This is a genomic window from Streptomyces sp. NPDC055506 (genome assembly GCF_053643595.1).
Genome location: NZ_JBSHKH010000144.1, coordinates 1 through 20,310, shown reverse-complemented (window position 1 = coordinate 20,310; position 20,310 = coordinate 1). Strand labels below are relative to the sequence as shown.

General features: G+C 70.1%; 20 protein-coding genes and 1 pseudogene. 8 read left to right on the top strand and 13 right to left on the bottom strand.

All coding sequences use genetic code 11. From position 1 onward, the window contains the following. Positions 1 to 132: 132 nt before the first annotated feature. Positions 133 to 333, bottom strand: a complete 201-nt coding sequence (locus ACWIF2_RS34965; protein WP_454364940.1) for a hypothetical protein — start codon at positions 331 to 333, stop codon at positions 133 to 135. 215 nt (positions 334 to 548) lie between these two features. Between ACWIF2_RS34965 and ACWIF2_RS34960 the strand changes: the two genes are divergently transcribed. The 3 genes from ACWIF2_RS34960 to ACWIF2_RS34950 all read left to right on the top strand — a co-directional run bounded on the left by ACWIF2_RS34960 (position 549) and on the right by ACWIF2_RS34950 (position 4,496). Next, positions 549 to 1,037, top strand: a complete 489-nt coding sequence (locus tag ACWIF2_RS34960; RefSeq protein ID WP_454364938.1) for a MarR family winged helix-turn-helix transcriptional regulator — start codon at positions 549 to 551, stop codon at positions 1,035 to 1,037. A gap of 13 nt (positions 1,038 to 1,050) precedes the next feature. Next, positions 1,051 to 3,585: an MFS transporter gene (locus ACWIF2_RS34955; RefSeq protein WP_454364936.1), complete on the top strand. Its 2,535-nt coding sequence runs from the start codon at positions 1,051 to 1,053 to the stop codon at positions 3,583 to 3,585. 89 nt (positions 3,586 to 3,674) lie between these two features. Further along, complete coding sequence (locus ACWIF2_RS34950) at positions 3,675 to 4,496, top strand: YceI family protein (protein WP_454364934.1); 822 nt, start codon at positions 3,675 to 3,677, stop codon at positions 4,494 to 4,496. On the opposite strand, the gene ACWIF2_RS34945 is transcribed toward ACWIF2_RS34950, so the two are convergent. Continuing rightward, positions 4,479 to 5,189 (bottom strand): GAF and ANTAR domain-containing protein, encoded by a 711-nt coding sequence (locus tag ACWIF2_RS34945; protein ID WP_454364932.1) that lies wholly within the window; start codon positions 5,187 to 5,189, stop codon positions 4,479 to 4,481. The two genes, ACWIF2_RS34950 and ACWIF2_RS34945, sit on opposite strands and share 18 nt — an antisense overlap. A 56-nt stretch (positions 5,190 to 5,245) precedes the next feature. Continuing rightward, positions 5,246 to 5,968: an ANTAR domain-containing protein gene (locus ACWIF2_RS34940; protein ID WP_454364930.1), complete on the bottom strand. Its 723-nt coding sequence runs from the start codon at positions 5,966 to 5,968 to the stop codon at positions 5,246 to 5,248. Between the two features lie 216 nt (positions 5,969 to 6,184). On the opposite strand from ACWIF2_RS34940, the gene ACWIF2_RS34935 reads away from it, so the two are divergent. Both ACWIF2_RS34935 and ACWIF2_RS34930 read left to right on the top strand, forming a co-directional pair. Further along, on the top strand, positions 6,185 to 6,538 hold the full coding sequence (locus ACWIF2_RS34935) for an STAS domain-containing protein (RefSeq protein ID WP_454364942.1): 354 nt from the start codon (positions 6,185 to 6,187) through the stop codon (positions 6,536 to 6,538). Between the two features lie 10 nt (positions 6,539 to 6,548). Then, the gene (locus ACWIF2_RS34930; RefSeq protein ID WP_382492498.1) at positions 6,549 to 7,019 is read left to right on the top strand and encodes a PPOX class F420-dependent oxidoreductase; all 471 of its coding nucleotides are present in this window, start codon (positions 6,549 to 6,551) and stop codon (positions 7,017 to 7,019) included. On the opposite strand, the gene ACWIF2_RS34925 is transcribed toward ACWIF2_RS34930, so the two are convergent. The 8 genes from ACWIF2_RS34925 to ACWIF2_RS34890 form a co-directional block, all read right to left on the bottom strand. Then, on the bottom strand, positions 7,016 to 7,780 hold the full coding sequence (locus tag ACWIF2_RS34925; protein ID WP_454364928.1) for a TetR/AcrR family transcriptional regulator: 765 nt from the start codon (positions 7,778 to 7,780) through the stop codon (positions 7,016 to 7,018). The genes ACWIF2_RS34930 and ACWIF2_RS34925 overlap by 4 nt on opposite strands. A 151-nt stretch (positions 7,781 to 7,931) precedes the next feature. Beyond that, positions 7,932 to 9,428, bottom strand: coding sequence for an MFS transporter (locus ACWIF2_RS34920; RefSeq protein WP_454364926.1), 1,497 nt, complete (start codon positions 9,426 to 9,428; stop codon positions 7,932 to 7,934). An 89-nt stretch (positions 9,429 to 9,517) separates the two neighbouring features. Then, positions 9,518 to 11,647, bottom strand: a complete 2,130-nt coding sequence (locus ACWIF2_RS34915) for an ArnT family glycosyltransferase (RefSeq protein WP_454364924.1) — start codon at positions 11,645 to 11,647, stop codon at positions 9,518 to 9,520. Then, positions 11,644 to 13,047, bottom strand: coding sequence for a glycosyltransferase (locus ACWIF2_RS34910; protein WP_454364922.1), 1,404 nt, complete (start codon positions 13,045 to 13,047; stop codon positions 11,644 to 11,646). The genes ACWIF2_RS34915 and ACWIF2_RS34910 overlap by 4 nt, the downstream gene beginning before the upstream one ends. A gap of 14 nt (positions 13,048 to 13,061) precedes the next feature. Then, a complete protein-coding gene (locus ACWIF2_RS34905; RefSeq protein WP_454364920.1) occupies positions 13,062 to 14,672 on the bottom strand; it encodes an ATP-binding protein in 1,611 nt (536 codons plus the stop codon). Beyond that, a complete protein-coding gene (locus tag ACWIF2_RS34900) occupies positions 14,669 to 15,409 on the bottom strand; it encodes a response regulator transcription factor (protein ID WP_454364918.1) in 741 nt (246 codons plus the stop codon). Before ACWIF2_RS34900 ends, ACWIF2_RS34905 begins: the two co-directional genes overlap by 4 nt. A 172-nt stretch (positions 15,410 to 15,581) precedes the next feature. After that, positions 15,582 to 16,454, bottom strand: a complete 873-nt coding sequence (locus ACWIF2_RS34895; RefSeq protein ID WP_454364916.1) for a DUF2797 domain-containing protein — start codon at positions 16,452 to 16,454, stop codon at positions 15,582 to 15,584. Positions 16,455 to 16,633: 179 nt separating this feature from the next. Further along, on the bottom strand, positions 16,634 to 17,020 hold the full coding sequence (locus tag ACWIF2_RS34890; RefSeq protein WP_454364914.1) for an HGxxPAAW family protein: 387 nt from the start codon (positions 17,018 to 17,020) through the stop codon (positions 16,634 to 16,636). A gap of 100 nt (positions 17,021 to 17,120) precedes the next feature. Between ACWIF2_RS34890 and ACWIF2_RS34885 the strand changes: the two genes are divergently transcribed. Further along, entirely contained in the window at positions 17,121 to 17,597 is a 477-nt protein-coding gene (locus ACWIF2_RS34885; protein WP_454364912.1) for a MarR family winged helix-turn-helix transcriptional regulator, read from the top strand. Positions 17,598 to 17,692: 95 nt separating this feature from the next. On the opposite strand, the pseudogene ACWIF2_RS34880 reads toward ACWIF2_RS34885, so the two are convergent. After that, positions 17,693 to 17,830, bottom strand: a pseudogene (locus tag ACWIF2_RS34880) (NTP pyrophosphohydrolase); the annotation flags it as partial. Further along, positions 17,827 to 18,093, bottom strand: a complete 267-nt coding sequence (locus tag ACWIF2_RS34875) for a hypothetical protein (RefSeq protein ID WP_454364910.1) — start codon at positions 18,091 to 18,093, stop codon at positions 17,827 to 17,829. The gene ACWIF2_RS34875 and the pseudogene ACWIF2_RS34880, both read right to left, overlap by 4 nt. 347 nt (positions 18,094 to 18,440) lie before the next feature. On the opposite strand from ACWIF2_RS34875, the gene ACWIF2_RS34870 reads away from it, so the two are divergent. Both ACWIF2_RS34870 and ACWIF2_RS34865 read left to right on the top strand, forming a co-directional pair. Continuing rightward, positions 18,441 to 19,820 (top strand): pre-toxin TG domain-containing protein, encoded by a 1,380-nt coding sequence (locus tag ACWIF2_RS34870; protein ID WP_454364908.1) that lies wholly within the window; start codon positions 18,441 to 18,443, stop codon positions 19,818 to 19,820. Next, entirely contained in the window at positions 19,817 to 20,200 is a 384-nt protein-coding gene (locus ACWIF2_RS34865; protein ID WP_454364906.1) for an SCO4402 family protein, read from the top strand. The genes ACWIF2_RS34870 and ACWIF2_RS34865 overlap by 4 nt, the downstream gene beginning before the upstream one ends. The last annotated feature ends 110 nt before the right edge of the window (positions 20,201 to 20,310 follow it).

Here is a 20,310-nt window from a genome sequence, read left to right as displayed (position 1 = left end):
GGGCGGCACGGGTGGGCGCAGCGGCACCCCGCTACGCCGGGCTGCGGACCCACCCCGCCCCAGCACCGACGCCGAGCACGCCGTCGCGCCGAGTTGTGGACCCACCCGGCCTCAGCTAAAACGCCGGGTGACCTACGCGAGCGCCAGCCAAGCCACCGCCGCGACGATCGCCACGGCGACGACGACGCCGAGGATGAGGCCGATGCGCGGGCCGCCGCCGGCGCCCGTCGCCGCGGCCTGCCGCCCCTGCGGCGCCTCGTCGACGAACGCGCGGAACATCTGGGTGTTGCCGGCAGGGTCGTGATTGCCCTGGGGGGCCTGGTTGTTAGCCATGGCCCGAGACCCTAGCGAAAACGCCGGGGCTCCCCAAGTGGGGGTTGGGCTTCCGTTTGCCCCCGCCTGACCCGTACCGCCGGGCTCGCCACTAGCACATTTACTGACGCAATACTTGCCTTTGCCAAGTTTTGATGCCGCATTCACCTCCTTTATTTGCCTTCAGCAACCAACAGCTCCTATGGTTGCCCTAAGCAACGAAAGCGGGAGGTGTCATGGCCGAGAGGGCGCAGTACGAAGAGCTGGTCCGCCAGTTCAGTGCCTTCGGCGCCGTGAAGCGGGAGCTCGGCCGGATCATGCCGGCCGAATGCCCCGGCGGGTCGGCGGCCGTTCTGACCCTGCTGGGCCGCCATGGCGACATGCGCATGAGCAAGCTCGCCGAGCTGCTCGCGGTGGACATGTCGGTCACCAGCCGCCATGTCGCGCACGTCGTGGACCGGGGCTGGATCGAACGCTCCCCCGACCCCGCGGACAAACGTTCACGCATCCTGCGCCTCACCCCCGCCGGCGACGCACAGCTCCACGAGCTGTCCCGGCGGACCACCGAGGTGCTCGAAGAGCGACTGAGCGACTGGTCCGACGAGGACGTCCGCCGGCTCACGCAGCTGATGGCACGGCTGCGGGAGAGCTTCGACTGCCGGCCCGCGACCCGGGCGGCACCACTCGCTGTCGAACAGACCACCCGTACACCCGCAAGCACGTAAGAAAAGGAAGCCCATGGCAACGACCACACCAGCCGGTGTGCGGGCTCATGCCAAGCACGGGGGAGGCTCGCACAGCTCCTCCGGCGACGGCGCTCCGATGACGCACCGGCAGATCATGGAGGCCCTCACCGGCCTCCTGCTCGGCATGTTCGTCGCGATCCTGTCGTCGACGATCGTCTCCAACGCCCTGCCCCGGATCATCGGCGACCTCGGTGGCGGCCAGAGCGCCTACACCTGGGTCGTGACCGCGTCCCTGCTGACGATGACCGCGTCCACGCCCCTGTGGGGCAAGCTCGCCGACCTGTTCTCCAAGAAGCTGCTGATCCAGGTCGCCCTGATCATCTTCGTGCTGGGTTCGGCGGCGGCGGGCATGTCACAGAACCCCGGCATGCTCATCGGGTTCCGCGCCGTCCAGGGCATCGGCATGGGCGGTCTGTCCGCGCTGGCCCAGATCATCATGGCGGCGATGATCTCGCCGCGGGAGCGCGGCCGCTACAACGGCTACCTCGGCGCCACCTTCGCCACCGCCATGGTCGGCGGTCCGCTGGTCGGCGGTGTCATCACCGACACCGACTGGCTCGGCTGGCGCTGGTGCTTCTACGTCGGCGTGCCCTTCGCCGTGATCGCCCTGATCGTGCTGCAGAAGACCCTGCACCTGCCCGTGGTGAAGCGGAAGGTCAAGGTCGACTGGGCCGGCGCCTTCTTCATCAGCGCGGCCGTCTGCCTGCTGCTGGTCTGGGTGACCTTCGCCGGTGACAAGTACGACTGGGTGTCGTGGCAGACCTATGCGATGGTCGGTGGCTCGGTCGTGCTGCTGGCGGTGTTCGTCCTCGTCGAGGCGAAGGCGAGCGAGCCGATCATTCCGCTGCGGCTGTTCCGCAACCGCACCATCACGCTGGCCTCCGTCGCCTCCCTGTTCGTCGGTGTCGCGATGTTCTCGGGGACCGTGTTCTTCAGCCAGTACTTCCAGCTGGCTCGGGACAAGTCGCCGACGATGTCCGGGGTCATGACCATTCCGATGATCGCCGGCCTGTTCGTCTCCTCCACCGTCTCCGGCCAGGTCATCACCCGGACCGGGCGCTGGAAGGGGTGGCTGGTCGCCGGTGGTGTGCTGGTGACCGCGGGCCTCGGGCTGCTGAGCACGATCCGGTACGACACCGAGTACTGGCACATCGCGATCTTCATGGCGCTGATGGGCCTCGGCATCGGCATGATGATGCAGAACCTGGTGCTCTGCACGCAGAACCAGGTGGAGCCGGGCGACCTGGGCGCCGCCAGCTCCACGGTGACCTTCTTCCGGTCCCTCGGCGGTGCGGTCGGTGTCTCGGCGCTGGGTGCCGTTCTGGGCAACAAGATCACCGACTATGTGAAGGACGGCCTCGCCGACCTCGGGCCCAAGGGCGCGGCCCTCGGTCACGCCGGCACGGGCGGGGGCGGCATCCCCGACCTCGACGCGATGCCCGCGCCGCTGCGCACCGTCGTGGAGAGCGCCTACGGCCACGGTGTCGCGGACGTGTTCCTCTACTCGGCGCCGATGGCGCTGCTCGCGCTGCTGGTGGCGCTGTTCATCAAGGAGGTCCCGTTGAAGACGAAGGGCGCGCTGGCGCAGGCCGCCGAGCCGGAGGCCCAGACCCCTGCCGAGGCCGTGGCTCCCGCCGCGGAGAAGGCCGTGCCGAGCTGGGCCGTGGCGGACGCCGAGGTCTCCGACGGCACGGGGCCCGAGGGCACACAGCGGCTGGCCGCCGTCGCCACGGCGGTCCGTTCGGAGGAGGCCTCCGGCAGTGGGCCCGGCGTCCCCGTGCAGGGGTTCGTCCGCGGCGCCGAGTCCGCGCCCGTGCCGCAGGCCGCCGTCACGCTGATCTCGCTGGCCGGGCGTCAGCTGGGCCGGTCCGTGGCGCAGGCCGACGGCTCGTACGCGGTGGACGCCCCGGGCTCCGGGTCCTATGTGCTGATCGCCTCCGCCGACGGGTTCCAGCCGCAGGCGTCCACAGTCGTGGTGAACGGCGAGCCGGTCGCCTACGACATCCTGCTCAGCGGCACCAGCGGGCTGACCGGTCTGGTGCGGGCCGCCGAGAACGGGCAGGCCGTCAAGGACGCGATGGTCATCGTGACGGATGTGCGCGGGGACCTGCTGGCCACCGGGACCACCGGAGAGCAGGGCGAGTTCACCTTCGCCGAGCTGGTGCCGGGGGCGGTGACCGTCGCGGTGAACGCCGCCGGGTACCGGCCGCGGGCCCTGCCCGTCGAGGTCGGCGGCACCGGGGTCACCCGGGTCGAGATCGACCTGGACTCGGGCGCTCGCGTCCAGGGTGTCGTGCGGGCTCCGCACGGGCCGCTGGCCGATGCCCGGGTGACGCTGGTCGACCAGGCGGGCAATGTCGTCGGCTCGGCCACGACCGGGACGGACGGGGCGTACGCCTTCACCGACCTGGACGGCGGCGAGTACACCGTGATCGCCACGGGCTACCCGCCGGTGGCCACCGCCCTGACGGTCACGGGTGCCGGCGCCGAGGGCCACGACATCGAACTCGCCCACCCCGGCGAGTAGTACGGACCCCGGCCCGTGGCGGTGGGGCGCGCTCTGAGCGGAGGTGCGCCCCCTGTCGCGGGCCGGTTTCTTTCTGAGGAGTAGTTGAGATGGGACTGACCGCGAGGATCCGTACCCGGGACGGTTGGGCCGTGTCGCACGCGGTCGTCACGGTGGCGGACATGAGGGGCGCGCAGGTGCTGCGTGCCGAGGCCGACGCGGAGGGCGCCGTACGGGACGCGACGCCGCTGGAGCAGGGGGCGTACACGGTCATCGTGACGGCTGTCGGGTACGCGCCCGCGGCCTCCAGTGTGATCGTCACGGCGAGCGGGCGGGCCGAGGTCGGCACGGTGACGCTGGCGCGGCAGGGTGGCACCGAGCTGCCGCCGCCCGGACCGTGGACCGTCGACCCGGTGCACTCCAGCGTGGCCGCCGTTGCACAGCACCTGGGCATCTCCAGCGTGCACGGCCGGTTCACGGAGTTCTCCGGCTCGATCGAGATCGCCCCGGACGATGTCACCAAGTCCCGTGTGGAGGCGGTGATCCGGGCCGCGTCCGTCGACACCGGCAACGGCATGCGCGACGGGCACCTGAAGTCGCCGGACTTTCTCGATGTGGAGCGGTTCCCCGAGATCACCTACCGGTCGACCGGGCTGACGGCGGCCGGGTCCGACCGGTGGACCGTCCACGGTGAGCTGGGCATGCACGGTGTCGTACGGCCGGTCGACCTCGATCTCGCCTATCTCGGCACGGGGCCGGACCCGTGGGGCGGCACCCGCGCGGCGTTCCGCGCCACGACCGAACTGCACCGCGAGGACTTCGCGATGAACTACAACCAGGTCCTGCAGGCGGGCATCGCCGCCATCGGTACGACGCTCAAGGTGGAGCTGGACATCCAGGCCGTGCAGGGCGAGTCACTTCCGGCGGTCTGAGGCCGGGTCCGTCGGCCGGGACACTCTCGCCACCAACTGGTCGCACAGGTCGCGGAGTTTGACGTTGCGGTCCTGTGAGATCCGGCGCAGCCGCTCCAGCGCGATGCGCGCGTCGATCCGCTCCCGGGCCATGAGGATGCCGATCGCCTGGTCGATGACGCTGCGGGAGAGCAGCGCGGTGCGCACATCGGCCGCGGACTGGCGCCCGCGTTCGATCCGCAGCGCCACGTCGATCGCGTCCCCGGCCCGTGCCGCGAACGCACGGGCCGCCTCCCGGCCCGCCGCCAGCGCCCCGGACTCCTCGGCGTAGAAGTTGAGCGCCGCGCCCGTCTCGCCCTCGACCTCGATGGGCACGGCCAGCACACAGCCGACGCCCACGGACAGCGCGTACCGCGTGTACGCCGGCCAGCGGGACTCCGCCGACAGATCGGGGGCGTACTGCTCGGCGCCGGTCTCGGCGGCCTCGACGCAGGGGCCCGAACCGTTCTCGTACTGACGCAGGTCCAGGCCGCTGGGCAGGCCGTCGCTGCCGGCCAGGGTGAGCAGCCGCCCGGCACGGCGCACCGTGATGCTGCACGCGGTGGCGCCGGGCACCTCTCGCACCGCACGGTCGGTCAGATCGTGCAGCAGGGTGTCGAGACCACTGCTGCGCACCATCGCCTGGTCCAGCGTGTCGGACGTCTCGGAACTCATGACCGTACGGGTATCCCGTCGCCGCCCGCGCACGCCCCCGACCTGACCGGCTCGTCTCAGGTGGTGTTGTGGGTGCCGACGATGCGGCGGGCGAGTTCGCGCAGTTTCACGTTCTCCCGCTGGGAGGCCCGCACCAGGCTCTCGAAGGCCGCGGCCGCGTCGATGCCCTGACGCTCCATGAGGATGCCGGTGGCCTGGCCGATCAGATCCCGGGTGTGCATGGCCTCGGTGAGCTGCTCGCGCTCGGTCGCCGAGGCCAGGGCGATGCTGACGTGCGTGGTGAACAGCCGGCCGATGCGCGTCGCGTCCTCGTCGAAGACGCCCGGCTTGCGCGCGTAGGCCGTGAGCACGGTCAGCCGGCGGCGGTCGGCGCGCAGCCGCAGCGACAGCGCCGAGCGCAGCCCCAGGGCCGACAGCACGTCCCAGCCGTCGTCCGCGTCGCTGTCCCCTATCCGCGCCATCGGGGTGGTCCACAACCGCTCCCAGTGCCCGTGCGGTTCGCGGCCGGTGTGCCGGGCCTCGGCGGAGCGCACGACCTCGTCGGTCCAGGCGAGCGTACGGAGCCGGCTGCCGCGCTCGAGCTCGGAGATGCCGACGTGCTCGGCCCCGGGCATGAGGTGCACGGCCAGCCGGACGGCCGTACGCAGGGTGCTGTGGGGAGTGAGCGTCTCGTGCAGCTGCTGAGACGCCACCGTCAGGGCATCGGCCAGCTCGAAGCCAACCGGAAAACGGGGCAAATCAGGAAAGTCGGACGCAGCCACCACGAACCTCTTCGGCATGCACGGCCATGGCCGTGCGCAGGAGAGCTCCGCAGCACATTCCCGACTGCGAGCACAGGACGGACAGCACTCTAGCTGCTCGGTTGCGTCCAGGTGACGTCCGGCCGACGGCCGCGACAGGCGCTTCCGCAGCCGTACCCCGGCATGGTGGAATGGGCCCAAGGGTCAGGAAGCGGCCTTACCGGAATCCGGACGAACGTCTGCCAGGTGAGTGCTGTGACTTTCATCCCGAATCCCACCGAACCGCAGGACCTGCCCGGCCGTGTCTGCCTCACGATGCCCGCGGAGATCGACTTCTGCAACGCCGCCGAGCTGCTGCCGCTCATCATGTCCGCGGCCCGGGACCGCGGTGACCGGCTGGAGCTGCTCGTCCTCGACCTCTCCCGCACGTCCTTCATGGACTCCCAGGGCGTTCGCCTCATCAACGACATCCGTCACCGGCTGCGCCCCGAGGCCCGGGTGCGTCTGGTGGCCCGGCCCGACGGCGTCACGAGCAGCGTCCTGGAGCTGACCGGACTGCGCCGGGACGTCCCCGTGTACGACAACCTCGCAGAGGCCATGGCGTCGTAGGCTGCCGCCCATGGCACCGAACATCGCGACGAACACCCGTGTCTCCCTCGACGAGTTGCTCGACTTCGTACGACCCCGCCACCACGCGATCCTGCTGACCCGGCGGTCCGACGAAGGCCCCCAGGGATCACCGCTGACCTGCGGCGTCGACGACTCCGGCCGGATCGTGGTCTCCACGTACCCGGAGCGGGCCAAGACCCGCAACGCCAAGCGGGACCCGCGCGTGAGCCTGATCGTCCTGAGCGACGACTGGAACGGCCCGTGGGTCCAGATCGACGGCACCGCCGAGGTCGTCGACACCCCCGACTCCATCGAACCGCTCGTGGAGTACTACCGGAACATCGCCGGTGAGCACCCCGACTGGGACGAGTACCGCGCGGCCATGGCCAAGCAGGGCAAGTCGATCATCCGGATCACACCGGAGCGCTGGGGGCCGGTGGCCACCGGCGGGTTCCCGGCGCGGCTGGTGGAAGGGGACTAGGAGTCCGCTTCGCGGGCGACCATCGCCTCGATGCCCGCGATCAGCAGCTCCAGCGCGTACTCGAAGTCGCGTTCCAGCATCTCGGCTACCGTGTCGCCGCCGCGTGCCGCCATGATCTCCTGCGACTCCCGGACGACTTCGGCGGCCTGCGGGGCGGCGGTCACCGTGCTCAGGGCCTGCTGGAAGTACTCGTCCACGCTCATGCCGCCGGCCGCGGCCCGGGTCGCGAGATGGCCCTCCAGCGTGCCGTAGCCGTAGACGAACTGGAAGACGGCCGAGATCGTGCTCGTCAGCCGTTTCGCGGGCAGTCCGGTCCTGCGGACGACGCGCTGGACCGCCCGTGAGAAGGCCAGGTTGTTGGGGCCGATGTTGAGGAAGACCCCGACCAGCGCGGACACCCAGGGGTGGCGCACCAGCAGCGTCCGGTACTCCCGGGCGAGCGCACGCACCTGCTCGCGCCAGTCCTCGTCGGCCCCCTCGTCGGGCAGCCGCATCTCGCCCATGACCCGGTCCAGGGCGAGTTCGAGGAGGTCGTCCTTGGTGTCGACGTACCAGTAGACGGACATCGCGGTGACGTTCAGCTCGCCGGCCAGCCGCCGCATCGAGAACTTGGCCAGCCCCTCGGCGTCCAGCAGCCGGGCCGTGACCTCGGTGATCCGGTCCCGGTCCAGCCCCGACGGCTGCCCGCCGCCCCGCCGCCGGTGCGCCTTGCCGTCCAGCCAGACGCTGCTCCGCGCGGCGTTATCGGCTGCTTTCGCCATGGCGCACCTTCCTCAACTTACTGATGTCGATCATGCCAGGCGCCCCGTCTTTGCTTGGGGGCGCGGGCCGTGTCGATATGCGGCTCCGCCGCGTGGGCGCGACCAGCCACAACGGTCCCGCAGCCGCCCGCTCACCCAGCCGCCCGTGCTCCTACGCGGACTCTGCCCGCTCGGCCCGCCGAAGCAACGCCGCCGCGACCAAACCACCCAGCAGGACAGCAACCGCCCCCACCAACTGACTGCTTTCCAGGCCGGAGGCGAACGCGTCGGAGATCCGCGCCTTCTCCTCCGCCGAGTCCGCCGCCGCCAGCGCCGCGGGCAACGACGCCGCGGACACGGCGACCAGGGACGCGAACCGCGAGTTGAGCACGGCACCGAGGACAGCGACACCCAGCCCGTTGCCGAACTCCGCGAGCGTCCCGTTGATCCCCGCTCCCACTCCCGCCTTCTCGGGCGGAATCGCACTCATGATCGCGTTGGCCATGGCCGGCATGGACAGCGCCACACCCGCACCCATGACGATCAGACCGAGCAGCATCCCGCCGTACCCGTGCCCGCCGAACAGCGCGATCGCCGCCAGCCCCGCGGACACCAGCGTCATACCGAGCGCGATGGCCGCCGGCGTACCGGCCTTGAGCACCAGCTTCGCCCCGAGCCCGGTGAAGTTGAGCACGACAACCGTCAGCGCCAGCGGCGCCGTCCGCAGCCCGGCGTCCAGCGGCTCGTAGCCGAGGACGAACTGGAGGTGCTGGGTGAGCAGGAACAGCGACCCCGTCATACCGAACGCCACGAGGATCGTGCCCGCGACCGCGCCCACGAACTTCTGGTTGCGGAAGAAGTGCATGTCGAGCATGGGGTTGTCGATGCGCAGCTCCCACATCACGAAGAGACCGAGTACGACCAGGCCGATCAGCGCGGAGACCAGCACCTGGCCGGACGTCCAGCCGTGCTCGGGCCCGGTGATGATCGCGTACACGCAGGCTGTCATGCCGATGGTCGACAGCACCGCGCCGACCAGGTCGGGCCGGTCGCCCGCCGTGTGCTTGGACTCGGGGACGAGTGCGGCGACCGCGACCAGGCCGATCACGGCGACCGGGATGTTGATCAGGAAGATGGCGCCCCACCAGAAGTGGTTCAGCATCACACCGCCGATCAGCGGACCGGCCGCGAACCCGAGCGAACTGACCGTCGACCACAGCGCGATGGCCTTCACCCGCTCCTTGTCGTCGAAGATCTGCACGACGACGGCGAGGATCGTGGTCATCAGCAAGGCCCCGCCGACGCCCATGCCCGCACGGGCCGCGATCAGCTGGGCCGGGCTCTGGGAGAGGCCGGCCGCCAGCGAGCCCACGCCGAATATCGCGAGGCCGGACATCAGCAGCAGCTTGCGGCCGTAGCGGTCGGCGGCGTTGCCCGCGGTGAGCAGCAGGCCTGACTGGACCAGCGCGTACGCGTTCATCATCCACTGGACGTCGGCGGTCGTCGCGTCCATCTCGCGGGTGAGCGAGGGGATCGCCACGTTGAGGATGGTGTTGTCGAGCAGCACGGTGAGCTGCGCGAGACAGATGACACCGAGGATCAGCCAGCGTTGTGGGTGGCCGCCGGAGGCCGTCTGGGGTGGGGCCTGTTCCTGTGGGGACGTCGTCATGTTGTACACCGTAGAACAGTTCCCATACGGTGTACAACAGAGATACGGGGAGGGGCGGTGGCACTCGGCCACCGCCCCTCGGGGAACTGTCAGCTGCTCGCCTTCTGGGTGAGGTCGTAGAAGGTGGCCGAGCCGACCGTGACCTTCTTGAAGGTGGACTCGATCCAGGAGGTGATCTGGGAGGACGTGCCGTCGCTGCTGCCGCCCATGCCGCCGCCGCTGCCCGAGCCGATGAAGTAGTGGATCTTTCCGTCCGCCACGTACTGCTTGAACTGGGCCAGCGTCGGGGACGGGTCCGTGCCGTTGAAGCCGCCGATGGCCATCACCGGGTCGCCGGTGGACAGCTGGTAACTCGCGGCGTTCTGGGCGCCGATGGCCGCCGCGACCCAGGTGTAGTCACTCGCGTTCTTCTCCAGCAGTGCCTTGGCCTCGGAGCTGACGCTGGCGCCGTTGAGCAGGCCGCCCATGCCGCCACCGCCGCCCATGCCGCCCATGCGGCCGTCGCCGTTCCGCTGGTTCTGGCCGCCCCCGGGGAAGCCGTTGCCATTGCCGGGCGGCTGGCCCTGGCCCTGCTTACCTTGCTGGTTCTGGCCCCCGCCAGGGAAACCGCCACCGCCTGGGCCACCGCCCATGCCGCCACCGCCGCCCGGCCCACCGCGGCCGCCGGCGACCGTCGGACCCGCCGTGACGATGGAGCCGGAGTGCCCCTCGTTCAGCGTGGTGAGGGTGTACGCCGCCGGACCGGCCAGCGCGGCGACGAGGCCGAGCCCCGCGGCGCCCAGGGCGAGCTGACGGCCCAGCCGTCCGGCGAAGATCAGCCCGAGCGCCGACGTCAGACCGCCGACCAGGACGAGCCACTTCAGCCACGGCAGGTAGTCGGAGGAGCGGTTGAGCAGGACGTAGCCCCAGGCGGCGGTGGCCGTCATCGCGGCCGCCAGGGTCAGCGACGCCCAGGCCTTGTCGCGCTTCTCCCAGAGCAGCGCCGCGCCCATGCCGATCAGCGGAGCGATGTAGGGGGCGAGGGCCACGGTGTAGTACTCGTGGAAGATGCCCTGCATATAGCTGAAGACCACCATGGTGATCAGCAGCGAGCCTCCCCAGACCAGGAACGCGCCGCGCGTCGCCGAGGTGCGGCGGGACTTGCGGGTGGCCACCAGGCCCGCGACGAGCAGGATCAGGGCGGCCGGGATCAGCCAGGAGATCTGGCCGCCGATGGAGGAGCTGAACATCCGGTCCCAGCCGGTCTCGCCCCAGGCACCGCCGCCGTTGCCGCCCCCGCCGCCGCCACCGACGCTGCCGGTCTCCTCGCCGTTGAGGCGGCCCAGGCCGTTGTAGCCGAAGGTCAGTTCCAGGAAGCTGTTGTTCTGCGAGCCGCCGATGTAGGGGCGGGACGACGCGGGCCAGAGCTCGACGACCGCGACCCACCAGCCGCCGGAGACGACGATCGCGACCAGGGCCGCCGCGAGCTGGCCGATCCGCTTCTTCACGGTCACCGGGGCGCAGACGCCGTAGACCAGCGCCAGCGGCGGGAGGATCAGGAAGGCCTGGAGGGTCTTGGCGAGGAAGGCGAAACCGATCGCGGCACCGGCCCACAGCAGCCACTTCGTACGGCCGTCCTCCAGCGCCCGGATCACCAGGTAGCAGGCGGCGGCCATCAGCAGCGCCAGCATCGCGTCCGGGTTGTTGAAGCGGAACATCAGCGCCGCGACGGGGGTGAGCGCGAGCACCGTACCCGCGATCAGACCGGCCGCGGGGCTGAACCGGCGGCGCACCGCCGCGTACACGACGGCGACCGTGCCGACGCCCATGAGGACCTCGGGGACGAGGATCGCCCAGGAGCTGAGGCCGAAGAGCCGCACCGACAGGGCCATCGGCCACAGCGCGGCCGGGGGTTTGTCGACGGTGATGGCGTTCGCCGCGTCCAGCGAGCCGAAGAAAAAGGCCTTCCAGGACTGGCTGCCGGCCTGGACGGCCGCCGAGTAGAAGGAATTGGCGTAGCCGGAGGCGCTCAGGTTGTAGAGGTAGAGCGCGGCGGTCACCAGGAGCAGGCCGAGGAAGGCCGGGCGGGCCCAGCGGGGGTCCTCGGGGCGGCCGTGCCAAAGTCGTTGAGCGAAGGGCCGCCCGGGATCGACGGGGGCCGGTGCGGGTGCGTCGGGACGGGTCCAGGTGTCGGGACTCGTGTCTCTGCCGGCGGTCGCTTGATCGAAGTGGACGGTCATCGGGAGTCCCTCGGGTCGGTGTCGTGCGGGCGCACCGGCTGCAGTCGCAGGGTGGCGTCCGGCCGGGTGCCGTCGTGCGAGTACTGGGGAGTGCGCTGCGGGAGCGGGCTGTAGATCTGGGGGTGCGCGGTGGGGTAGTCCGGCACCGCGGAGTCGGTTTCGCGCCGGTCCGGGAACACCCACGCCCGGAAGAGCAGGAAACGCAGCACGGTCGCCGCGAGGTTGGCGGCGATGAGCACCGCCAGTTCCGTGGAGTGCGCGGGCTCGGACGTGGCCGCGTTGAGCGCGGCGAGCGAGCCGCTGGTCAGGGCGAGTCCGATACCGAAGACGACCAGGCCCTGCGCCTGGTGCCGTACGGCCCCGCCACGCCCGCGCACCCCGAAGGTGAGCCGCCGGTTGGCCGCGGTGTTGGCGACCGCCGAGACCAGCAGGGCGAGCGCGTTGGCGACCTGGGAGCCGGTGAAGAGGCGGAAGCCGCTGTAGAGCAGCAGGTAGAAGAGGGTGGACAGGGCGCCGACCACGCAGAACCCGACGAGCTGGCGGGCCAGGCCCTTGGGTACGTCCTTGATCTCGCGGTCGCGCGGGTCGTCGCCGAACGGCCGGGCGATCCGGTCCAGCGGCAGCGAGCCGGTGGCCAGGGCCCTGCCGATCCGCCACACGCCCTTGAGGTCGTCGGTCGCGGTCTTGACGATGTGCACGGTCGAGTCGGGGTCGTCGACCCAGTCGACCGGCACCTCGTGGATACGGAGCCCGGCGCGCTCGGCGAGCACCAGCATCTCGGTGTCGAAGAACCAGCCGGTGTCCTCGACGAGCGGCAGCAGCACCTGCGCCACGTCCCGGCGGATCGCCTTGAACCCGCACTGGGCGTCCGAGAAGCGGGCCTGGAGCGAGCCGCGCAGGATGAGGTTGTAGGCCCGGCTGATGAACTCCCGCTTGGGGCCGCGCACCACACGCGAGCTACGGGCGAGCCGGGAGCCGATCGCGAGGTCCGAGTGGCCGGAGATCAGCGGCGCCACCAGCGGGAGCAGGGCGTTGAGGTCGGTGGACAGATCCACGTCCATGTAGGCGAGGACGGGGGCGTCGGAGGCCGACCAGACGGCCCGCAGGGCCCGGCCCCGGCCCTTCTGCTCCAGCCGGGAGAGGGTGACCTCGGGAATCTCCGCCGCCAGCCGCGCCGCCACCTGCGGGGTGGTGTCCGTGGAGGCGTTGTCCGCGACCGTGATGCGGAACGCGTACGGGAACGTCCTCACCAGGTGCTCGTGGAGTCTGCGGACGCACGGCTGGAGGTCCTTCTCCTCGTTGTAGACGGGGATCACTACGTCCAGGACAGGCGTACCGGCTGGCGCGGCCGGGAGGTGCTCCCGCGCCGGCAGGGTGCCGGGAGAAGAGTCGGTTCGCATGGAACCGACTTTCGTCAGGCGCCCTGTTGTACCGATGTGGTGACGCTGTGGCGTGCCTGTGAGTGCTGTTGCCAGCTCATTTCCGGCTGCGGCTGCGCCGGGATCGCGGGCAGGTGCACGGTGAAAACGGTCCGCCCGGGCACGCTGTCGACGGTCACGGCACCGCCGTGCGCGGTCGCCACGGCCTGCACGATGGCGAGGCCGAGACCGGTCGATCCGGTGCTGCGGGAACGCGCCGAGTCGCCGCGCGCGAACCGTTCGAAGACATGCGGGAGCAACTCGGCCGGAATGCCCTGCCCGTTGTCCTCGACGTCCACGCACAGCCAGGGCCCGCGCCGCTGCACCCGCGCGGTGACGGTCGTACCCGCCGGTGTGTGGGTGCGCGCGTTGCCGAGCAGGTTGACGAGGACCTGTTGCAGCCGGGCCGCGTCCGCCGACACGAGCGCGGGCTCGTCGGGCAGGTCGAGGCGCCAGTTGTGCTGCTGGCCGGCGGCACGGGCGTCGCTGATGGTGTCCACGACGAGCGGTACGAGGTCGGTCTGCTCGAACTGGAGCGGCCGCCCCGCGTCGAGCCGGGCGAGCAGCAGCAGATCCTCGACGAGCAGCGTCATCCGCCCGGCCTCGGACTCGATCCGCCCGAGCGCGTGCCGGGTGTCGGGCCCGACGTCCTCTCTGCCGCGTCTGGTCAGCTCCGCGTACCCGCGGATCGAGGCGAGCGGAGTGCGCAGCTCATGACTGGCGTCGGCGACGAACTGCCGGACCCGCGTCTCGCTCTGCTGCCGTGCGTGCAGCGCCCCGTGCACATGGTCGAGCATCCGGTTGAGCGCGGCTCCGACCTGTCCGACCTCGGTGTGCGGGTCGGTCTCGGAGTCGGGGACGCGCTCGCTGAGGTTCACCTCGCCGGTGTGCAGGGGAAGTTCGGAGACCCGGGTGGCGGTGGCGGCGACTCGGCGCAGGGGGCGGGTGGCCACGCCGATGAGCACGGAGCCGGCGATGGCGGCGGCGACGAGTCCGGCGCCGGTGACGCTGACCTCGACGAGGATGAGGGTGTTGACGGTGGTGGTGACGGACTCGGTGGGCAGGGCGACGTAGTAGCTGCCGCTGCCGTCGAGTTCGGTGACGTACTGCACGCGGTACTCGCCGAGATCGGGGATGTCGACGGTGTACATGCCGTGCGTCTTCGGCACCTCGGCGAGGACGGCCTTCTGCTCGTCGCTGAGTTCGACGGCCAGGTTCCGCTGGAAGGGGCCGTTGTCGTTGGAGGTCTCCTTGGCGAAGACCGCCTGGGTGACGCTGCCGTCGGCACCGACCTCGGCGGCGACGGTGCCCGGCTGCGCGGGGCCCTCGGCGAAGCCGGTGATCCTGTCCTTCGACCCGGCGTTGTTTCCGCCCCCGGCTTTCATCGGTCCCGACACCCGCTTGCCGGTGTCGTCGACCTTGGCGTCCAGCTGCTCGTACAGATGCGACCTGAGCGCAAGGGTCGTCACGGTCCCGATCACCGCACACACCACGGCGATCAGCACCACGGACGCGACGACGAGCCGCGTCCGCAGCGTGCGCGGCTTGCCCGCTCGCGCCTGCTTGCCCGCTCTCTGCTGCGGACGCGTCCGTCGTCGCCCGCTCATGACACCGCGGGCTTGATCAGGTAACCGGCACCGCGCCGGGTGTGGATCATCGGCTCGCGCCCGGCGTCGATCTTCCGCCGCAGATACGAGATGTACAGCTCGACGACATTGGCCTGCCCGCCGAAGTCGTACGACCACACGCGGTCCAGGATCTGCGCCTTGCTGAGCACGCGCCGCGGATTGCGCATCAGGAACCGCAGCAGCTCGAACTCGGTCGCGGTCAGGTGGATGTTCTCACCGGCCCGGGTCACCTCGTGACTGTCCTCGTCGAGGGTGAGGTCGCCGACGACCAGCGTGGAGTCGGAGCGCCGGTCGGCGGCACCGGACCGGCGTATCAGCCCGCGCAGCCGCGCGACGACCTCTTCGAGGCTGAACGGCTTGGTGACGTAGTCGTCGCCCCCGGCCGTCAGCCCGGCGATCCGGTCCTCGACGGCGTCCTTGGCCGTGAGGAAGAGCACGGGCACGTCCGGCAGCTCCCGCCGCAGCCGCCCGAGAACCGCCAGCCCGTCCATGTCGGGCAGCATCATGTCGAGCACGACGGCGTCGGGCCGGAAGTCGCGCGCGGTCTGGACGGCGCCCTGGCCGTCCCCCGCGCTCCGGATCTGCCATCCCTCATAGCGGAGGGCCATGGACAGCAGCTCGGTGATCGACAGCTCGTCGTCCACCACAAGCACGCGGACGGGGCTCCCGTCCGGCCTCAGCAGTTCGGTGCGCCCCTGGGGCGAGGTCGTGGTCATGTGAACACGATGTCGGGGACCTCTGAGAGCACCCTTTCGGCAACCTGTGAATTCCCTGAGAAACGCACAGGCGGTTCTCAGGGAACGCCTGGGAAAGCCGGAGTTCGGCGGGGTGAGGGCCCTGCGGGCCGCTGTGAGAGCTGTTGGGGAAGCTGTGGGTCCGCTGGGCGGATCAGAACAACCCGTCCTGCACTCCGACCTCCTCCTTGAACTCCCGCAGGGGAACGGTCAGCTCCGCGCCCCCGGCGGGTACCAGCTCCCACCCGGTCATCAGCCGTGTGTCGAGCACGACGACCCTGCCCCCGGCGGCCAGATGCAGATCGGGCCCGGCGGCGGCCACGAGCTCCCCGCTCACGACCCCACCGGCCACGAGCTCGCTCACGACCCCGACGGCTCCGGACAGCCCAGCGAGCCCGAACACCTCGACATGATCGACGACCCGCAGCGGCTCCCGCACCAGCGACTCCGGCCACCCTCCGAGCGCCACCGCCCGCGCATGCAACTCGGCGACCTCACCGGCCCGATCGGCCGCCGTCTCCGGCAACACGGCCCGCACGGCCCGCTTCTCGGCGTAGGGAATGCGGTCGGGCACCCCCAGCGCGGCCCGCAGCAGCTCCTCCGTGCGCCGCGCGGCCATCAGAGGCCCGGCACCGAGCCAGCTGAAGCAGACGGCACCCTGTTCCAGGAGCCGGGCCGAGCCTCGCTCCACCGCCGTGATCCCGACCTTGGTCATGCCGGGCCCGAACCACGCCAGATATACGTGATATGGCCGGGGATCGTCCGCGATCGTGTCGGCGGCCACGGAGTGCGCCCGGTCCAGCCGCGCACACTCCTCGCACCGCGCCCCCGTGCTCCGCCCCGGCACGGCCACCCGCGCCGGACACGCATGCCCCCGAGCCCCCACACACGTCCGCACGCCCCCCTCCGCGACCCCAAAGGCCACGCGTTTCCCCCAGGTCAGCGCACTGCGCCGCCCGCCGTCCCACACCAGCACGGGACCGTCCGCCGGCCATCGCAGCCCCGAGCACTTCCATGCCTGTGCCATCTCTGCCGAGAGTAGAGGGCACCACTGACAACGGCACCGCGGCCGACCCCGGGGGACGGTCACCTCCGGGAGGGAAGAGGTCACCTCCCGGAAGGCGGGATCACCTCGGGGAGGGAAAAGGTCACCTCACGGAAGGCGGGATCACCGCCGTAGGGCGAGATCACCTCCCTAAGGCGGGATCACCTCCCGGAATCAGCCCCCACGGCAGCAGCAGCCTCCGTCTCCCCACTCGCACGCACGGGCACGACCCCGGCCGCCCGCACCGGCCGCCGCCGCCCGGCCAGCCGGCACCCCAGGCACTCGTCGTGTCCGCCCGGCGCCGACGAGTCCCGCACCCGCCAGCCCCACTCCTCCCGGGGGCGGAGGCCGGGACCCTTCCCCCACCCGGAGAGGTGCAGCGCCCAGGTGACGAGCAGAGCCACGACACCGATCGCGATCCCACCGGCGATCAGCAAGCCCGAGACCATGACGACCCCGACACCCGCCACAGCGGCCGCGACACTGCCGATCGCGCATCCGACCCACCCCGCGAACGTGTGCCCGTGGTCATACTGATGTGCGCTCACGCGCTGCCCCCTCATCGCACATGGACCCGGGGCAGCCCCCGAACCCCTTACCACCAAGCCGTTTAGGGCCCAAACCTCTCACGAACTAAGGGAATTGGGAATGCAAGCCAAGCCGCGTCCGGCCGCGACGCCGGAGCAGGCACTGTCGGCGATGGACCATCTCATCGCGACCCACCTGGTCGGACAGCACGAGATCGCCCAGCAGGTCGGCATGAACGTGACCGACCTCACCTGCTTCGCCTATGTGATGGAGGCCGGCGAAAACCTCCTCACCGCCGGCGACTTGGCCGCCCGCGTCCACGTCACGACGGGCGCGGTCACCGGCATCCTCAACCGCCTGGAACGCGCCGGCTACATCACCCGCCGCCCCGACCCGACCGACCGCCGCCGCATCCGCGTAGCCGCCCGACCGGACGCGGTCGCCCGGGTCCTCGAGGTCTACGAGCCGTACTACGCCCGCCTCAGGGAACTCTTCGCGGACTACTCCCCCGCCGAGATCGCGGTCCTGAACGACTGGTTCACCCGCGCGAGCACCCTGGCGGCGAACTACTTGGAGGACCACTGCCGCCCCGACTGACCGGGCACCGGCCGAGCCACGTAGCGCCTGAACACATCGACCCCGTCCTCGACGAACGCCCAGTGCCCGAACGCCTGCCGCAACTCGCCCTCGGTGTTGTACTGCCCCGGAAACCGGGACAGGTCCTCCTGTCTCCGATGCACGAGGATCCGGCCCTCCTGATCACGGCAGACGGTCGTCGCGACACGGTGCGGCCAGTGCCTCTCGCAGCGGGGCTCCGGACCGAGAGCTATCCCGTCTTTCGTGAGTGCCGGTTCGACCGGCGGCGCACGGTGAAGAGGGAGGCGATGATGCCGAGCGCCCAGGCGATCAAGAGGGCGCCCCACAGCGGCATGGTCACCATCGGGATGAGAAGGCGGATCTCGACGCTGGTGCGGTTCTCGAAGATGAAGATCAGAGCGACCGCGGTGATCAGAACGAACGGCAGGAAGCGGCGGACGCCCGGGCGGGAAAGGAACGGCGTGCGCGCCTTGTGATCTGGGCTGGTCTGGGCCATGGGGTGCCTCTCCCTCACGTAGCCCCCGGCTCCAGCGTCCCCTTTCGGCACGCAACCCGCCACCGAAACGCCAGAGCCCCCGGATCGCTCCGGGCTCCCCTTCGCAGAGAACGGGGCACCACCCCGGCGAGGTCAACGAAAGGGCGGTTTCGCGCGCGTTTATCTCAATTCTCCCTCAAATATCTACCCACAAGTAACAACTGAGGCGGCGCGTGTGCTTACATCTTCTCCACATGGCGAGGGGGGAAATCGCAGCATGTGCCCGAGGTGTGGGGATCCTCGATGCCGGGCCCGTCTGTAGCGGCCCTCCCCGCGGTGTCATACCGACCGACCAACCACGGGGATCAATGAAGCACCGCCTCACTCTCAGACTGGCCGCCCTGGCCACAGCCCTCACGGTCCTGCTGACCGGCGGGGCGACCGCCGCCTCGGCCGCGGCCGGGTCATCCACCAAGAGATCGATGACCACCTGCGACAACACGCCCCTGGACAAGCGGCTGACCTGCCTCGCAGAACTCGGACGCGTCTCCATCTACGGGATTCCCGTGCTGCTCATCGTGGCGCACGGCACCCACGCTGCCACGAGCAAACACCGAGACGACGCGTTCTTGAAGGCCGACGTCGAAAAGCACATCAACCAGTACGTGAACCTCCTCTCAGCCAAGGCGCGCCTCCAGTCGAGCGACAGCGTGTCGCCGGAGGTCAAAGCCGAGATCAAGAAGCTGGAGGGCCAGGCTGAGAAGCAACTGCGCGAAATCACCCTGGAGCTCGGGCACGGCATCGAGACGGCCGTCGCCCTCGGACGTGCCGTCTACTACGGCATCATCGCGATCAACGGCATCGCCGACTTCATCACAGATCCGGAACTCAACAAGGCCCTTGACGACATCATCAAGGGGTTCGATCAGATGAACTCCGGCCTTGATGACATGAACTCCGGTGTCGCAGAGGTCAACAAAGCCCTCGACGAGATGAACAAGGGCATCGACAAAGCCAATGCTGGAATGCAGAAGGCGAACCAGGGAATCGCCGAGGCCAACCGGGGAATGGCGGAGCTCAACAAAGCGGTTCCGAAAATTGCAAAGGCCGCAGAGAAACTCCGGGAACTCCCCACTATCGGCAAGGTCGACTTCTCCAAGGCTCTCAAGGACTTCGGCAAGAGCGGCAGCTCTCCGCTCGATGACGCGGCGTCGAAGGCCATGACCTCTGCCCTTCTGGACATGCTGCCGGGCATCGGCGACGGCAAGGGCATCATCGAGGCGATCACGGGTGAAGGCACCGTCACCGGCGAAAAGCTGAGCACGACCGACCGCCTGCTCGGCTCGGTGGTCCTGCTGCGCTGGATGAAGGCGGGCAAGGGCGTGATCAAGGCCGAGGAACTCCGGGAGGCCATGAAGGCCGAGAAGGCCACGGGGAAGATCGACGGCTGGCTGTCACGCCAGGCGTACGACAAGGTTCCCCCGTCGCTCAAGGGGTTCGAGCAGGTCAACAGCAAGGGCGTCGGCTACCGCTGGAACGACGGAAAGGGGAACGGGGTCCGTATCGACCAGGGTAATGCGAATAACTCGCAGGTCTACCAGCAGGTAGACCACGTCGTCATCAACTCGGGTGGCAAGGTCATAGGCCGCGACGGCAAGCCGATCAGCGGCTCCATCAAGGATAATGCGCGGGCAGCCCACATTCCCCTGGACGAATGGCTGAAGTGGAAGGCCTGGAACAAGCCGTGACAGCACGACATGACATCACGCTCCCCGACATGCGCGCGGAGATCGTCGTATCCGTGCGTGCTCTGGCGGATCCGGCGTACCAGCGGCGGGTATGGATCGACCGCGAGTACCCGTCGCCGGACTACTACGACGACCTCACGCTCACCGTCAACATCCTCTACGACGACACCACGGTGCTCGCCGACCCGCAGGCCGCGCTCGGCAGAACCCTTGCCAGCGAGGCGGAGGTCGAGGCCATGAGCAGACTGGCCGACGAACTGACCCGTGCTCTGGACGAGGTCGGCCGCGACCAGCCGGACGAACGGTTTCTGGCCTCCCCTGCCTGGCCCTCCGTGGTCGACGCCGCGTCAGCCGCTCTGACGGTGTTGACGACTGGGTAGGTGAGAACGCCCACGCCCTCCGCACCCCGCCGGCGGAGGGCGGGCGATGAAGATCAATGTTGTAAGCCTCGAAACGCCACGAGCCCCGGATATCTCCGGGGCTCGTGATC

Excerpts from the sequence above, each read along its gene's own strand:
- ACWIF2_RS34965 (WP_454364940.1), bottom strand. The coding sequence starts at position 333 with ATGGCTAACAACCAGGCCCCCCAGGGCAATCACGACCCTGCCGGCAAC.
- ACWIF2_RS34960 (WP_454364938.1), top strand. The coding sequence starts at position 549 with ATGGCCGAGAGGGCGCAGTACGAAGAGCTGGTCCGCCAGTTCAGTGCC.
- ACWIF2_RS34955 (WP_454364936.1), top strand. The coding sequence starts at position 1,051 with ATGGCAACGACCACACCAGCCGGTGTGCGGGCTCATGCCAAGCACGGG.
- ACWIF2_RS34950 (WP_454364934.1), top strand. The coding sequence starts at position 3,675 with ATGGGACTGACCGCGAGGATCCGTACCCGGGACGGTTGGGCCGTGTCG.
- ACWIF2_RS34945 (WP_454364932.1), bottom strand. The coding sequence starts at position 5,189 with ATGAGTTCCGAGACGTCCGACACGCTGGACCAGGCGATGGTGCGCAGC.
- ACWIF2_RS34940 (WP_454364930.1), bottom strand. The coding sequence starts at position 5,968 with ATGCCGAAGAGGTTCGTGGTGGCTGCGTCCGACTTTCCTGATTTGCCC.
- ACWIF2_RS34930 (WP_382492498.1), top strand. The coding sequence starts at position 6,549 with ATGGCACCGAACATCGCGACGAACACCCGTGTCTCCCTCGACGAGTTG.
- ACWIF2_RS34925 (WP_454364928.1), bottom strand. The coding sequence starts at position 7,780 with ATGGCGAAAGCAGCCGATAACGCCGCGCGGAGCAGCGTCTGGCTGGAC.
- ACWIF2_RS34920 (WP_454364926.1), bottom strand. The coding sequence starts at position 9,428 with ATGACGACGTCCCCACAGGAACAGGCCCCACCCCAGACGGCCTCCGGC.
- ACWIF2_RS34915 (WP_454364924.1), bottom strand. The coding sequence starts at position 11,647 with ATGACCGTCCACTTCGATCAAGCGACCGCCGGCAGAGACACGAGTCCC.
- ACWIF2_RS34910 (WP_454364922.1), bottom strand. The coding sequence starts at position 13,047 with ATGCGAACCGACTCTTCTCCCGGCACCCTGCCGGCGCGGGAGCACCTC.
- ACWIF2_RS34905 (WP_454364920.1), bottom strand. The coding sequence starts at position 14,672 with ATGAGCGGGCGACGACGGACGCGTCCGCAGCAGAGAGCGGGCAAGCAG.
- ACWIF2_RS34900 (WP_454364918.1), bottom strand. The coding sequence starts at position 15,409 with ATGACCACGACCTCGCCCCAGGGGCGCACCGAACTGCTGAGGCCGGAC.
- ACWIF2_RS34895 (WP_454364916.1), bottom strand. The coding sequence starts at position 16,454 with ATGGCACAGGCATGGAAGTGCTCGGGGCTGCGATGGCCGGCGGACGGT.
- ACWIF2_RS34885 (WP_454364912.1), top strand. The coding sequence starts at position 17,121 with ATGCAAGCCAAGCCGCGTCCGGCCGCGACGCCGGAGCAGGCACTGTCG.
- ACWIF2_RS34875 (WP_454364910.1), bottom strand. The coding sequence starts at position 18,093 with ATGGCCCAGACCAGCCCAGATCACAAGGCGCGCACGCCGTTCCTTTCC.
- ACWIF2_RS34870 (WP_454364908.1), top strand. The coding sequence starts at position 18,441 with ATGAAGCACCGCCTCACTCTCAGACTGGCCGCCCTGGCCACAGCCCTC.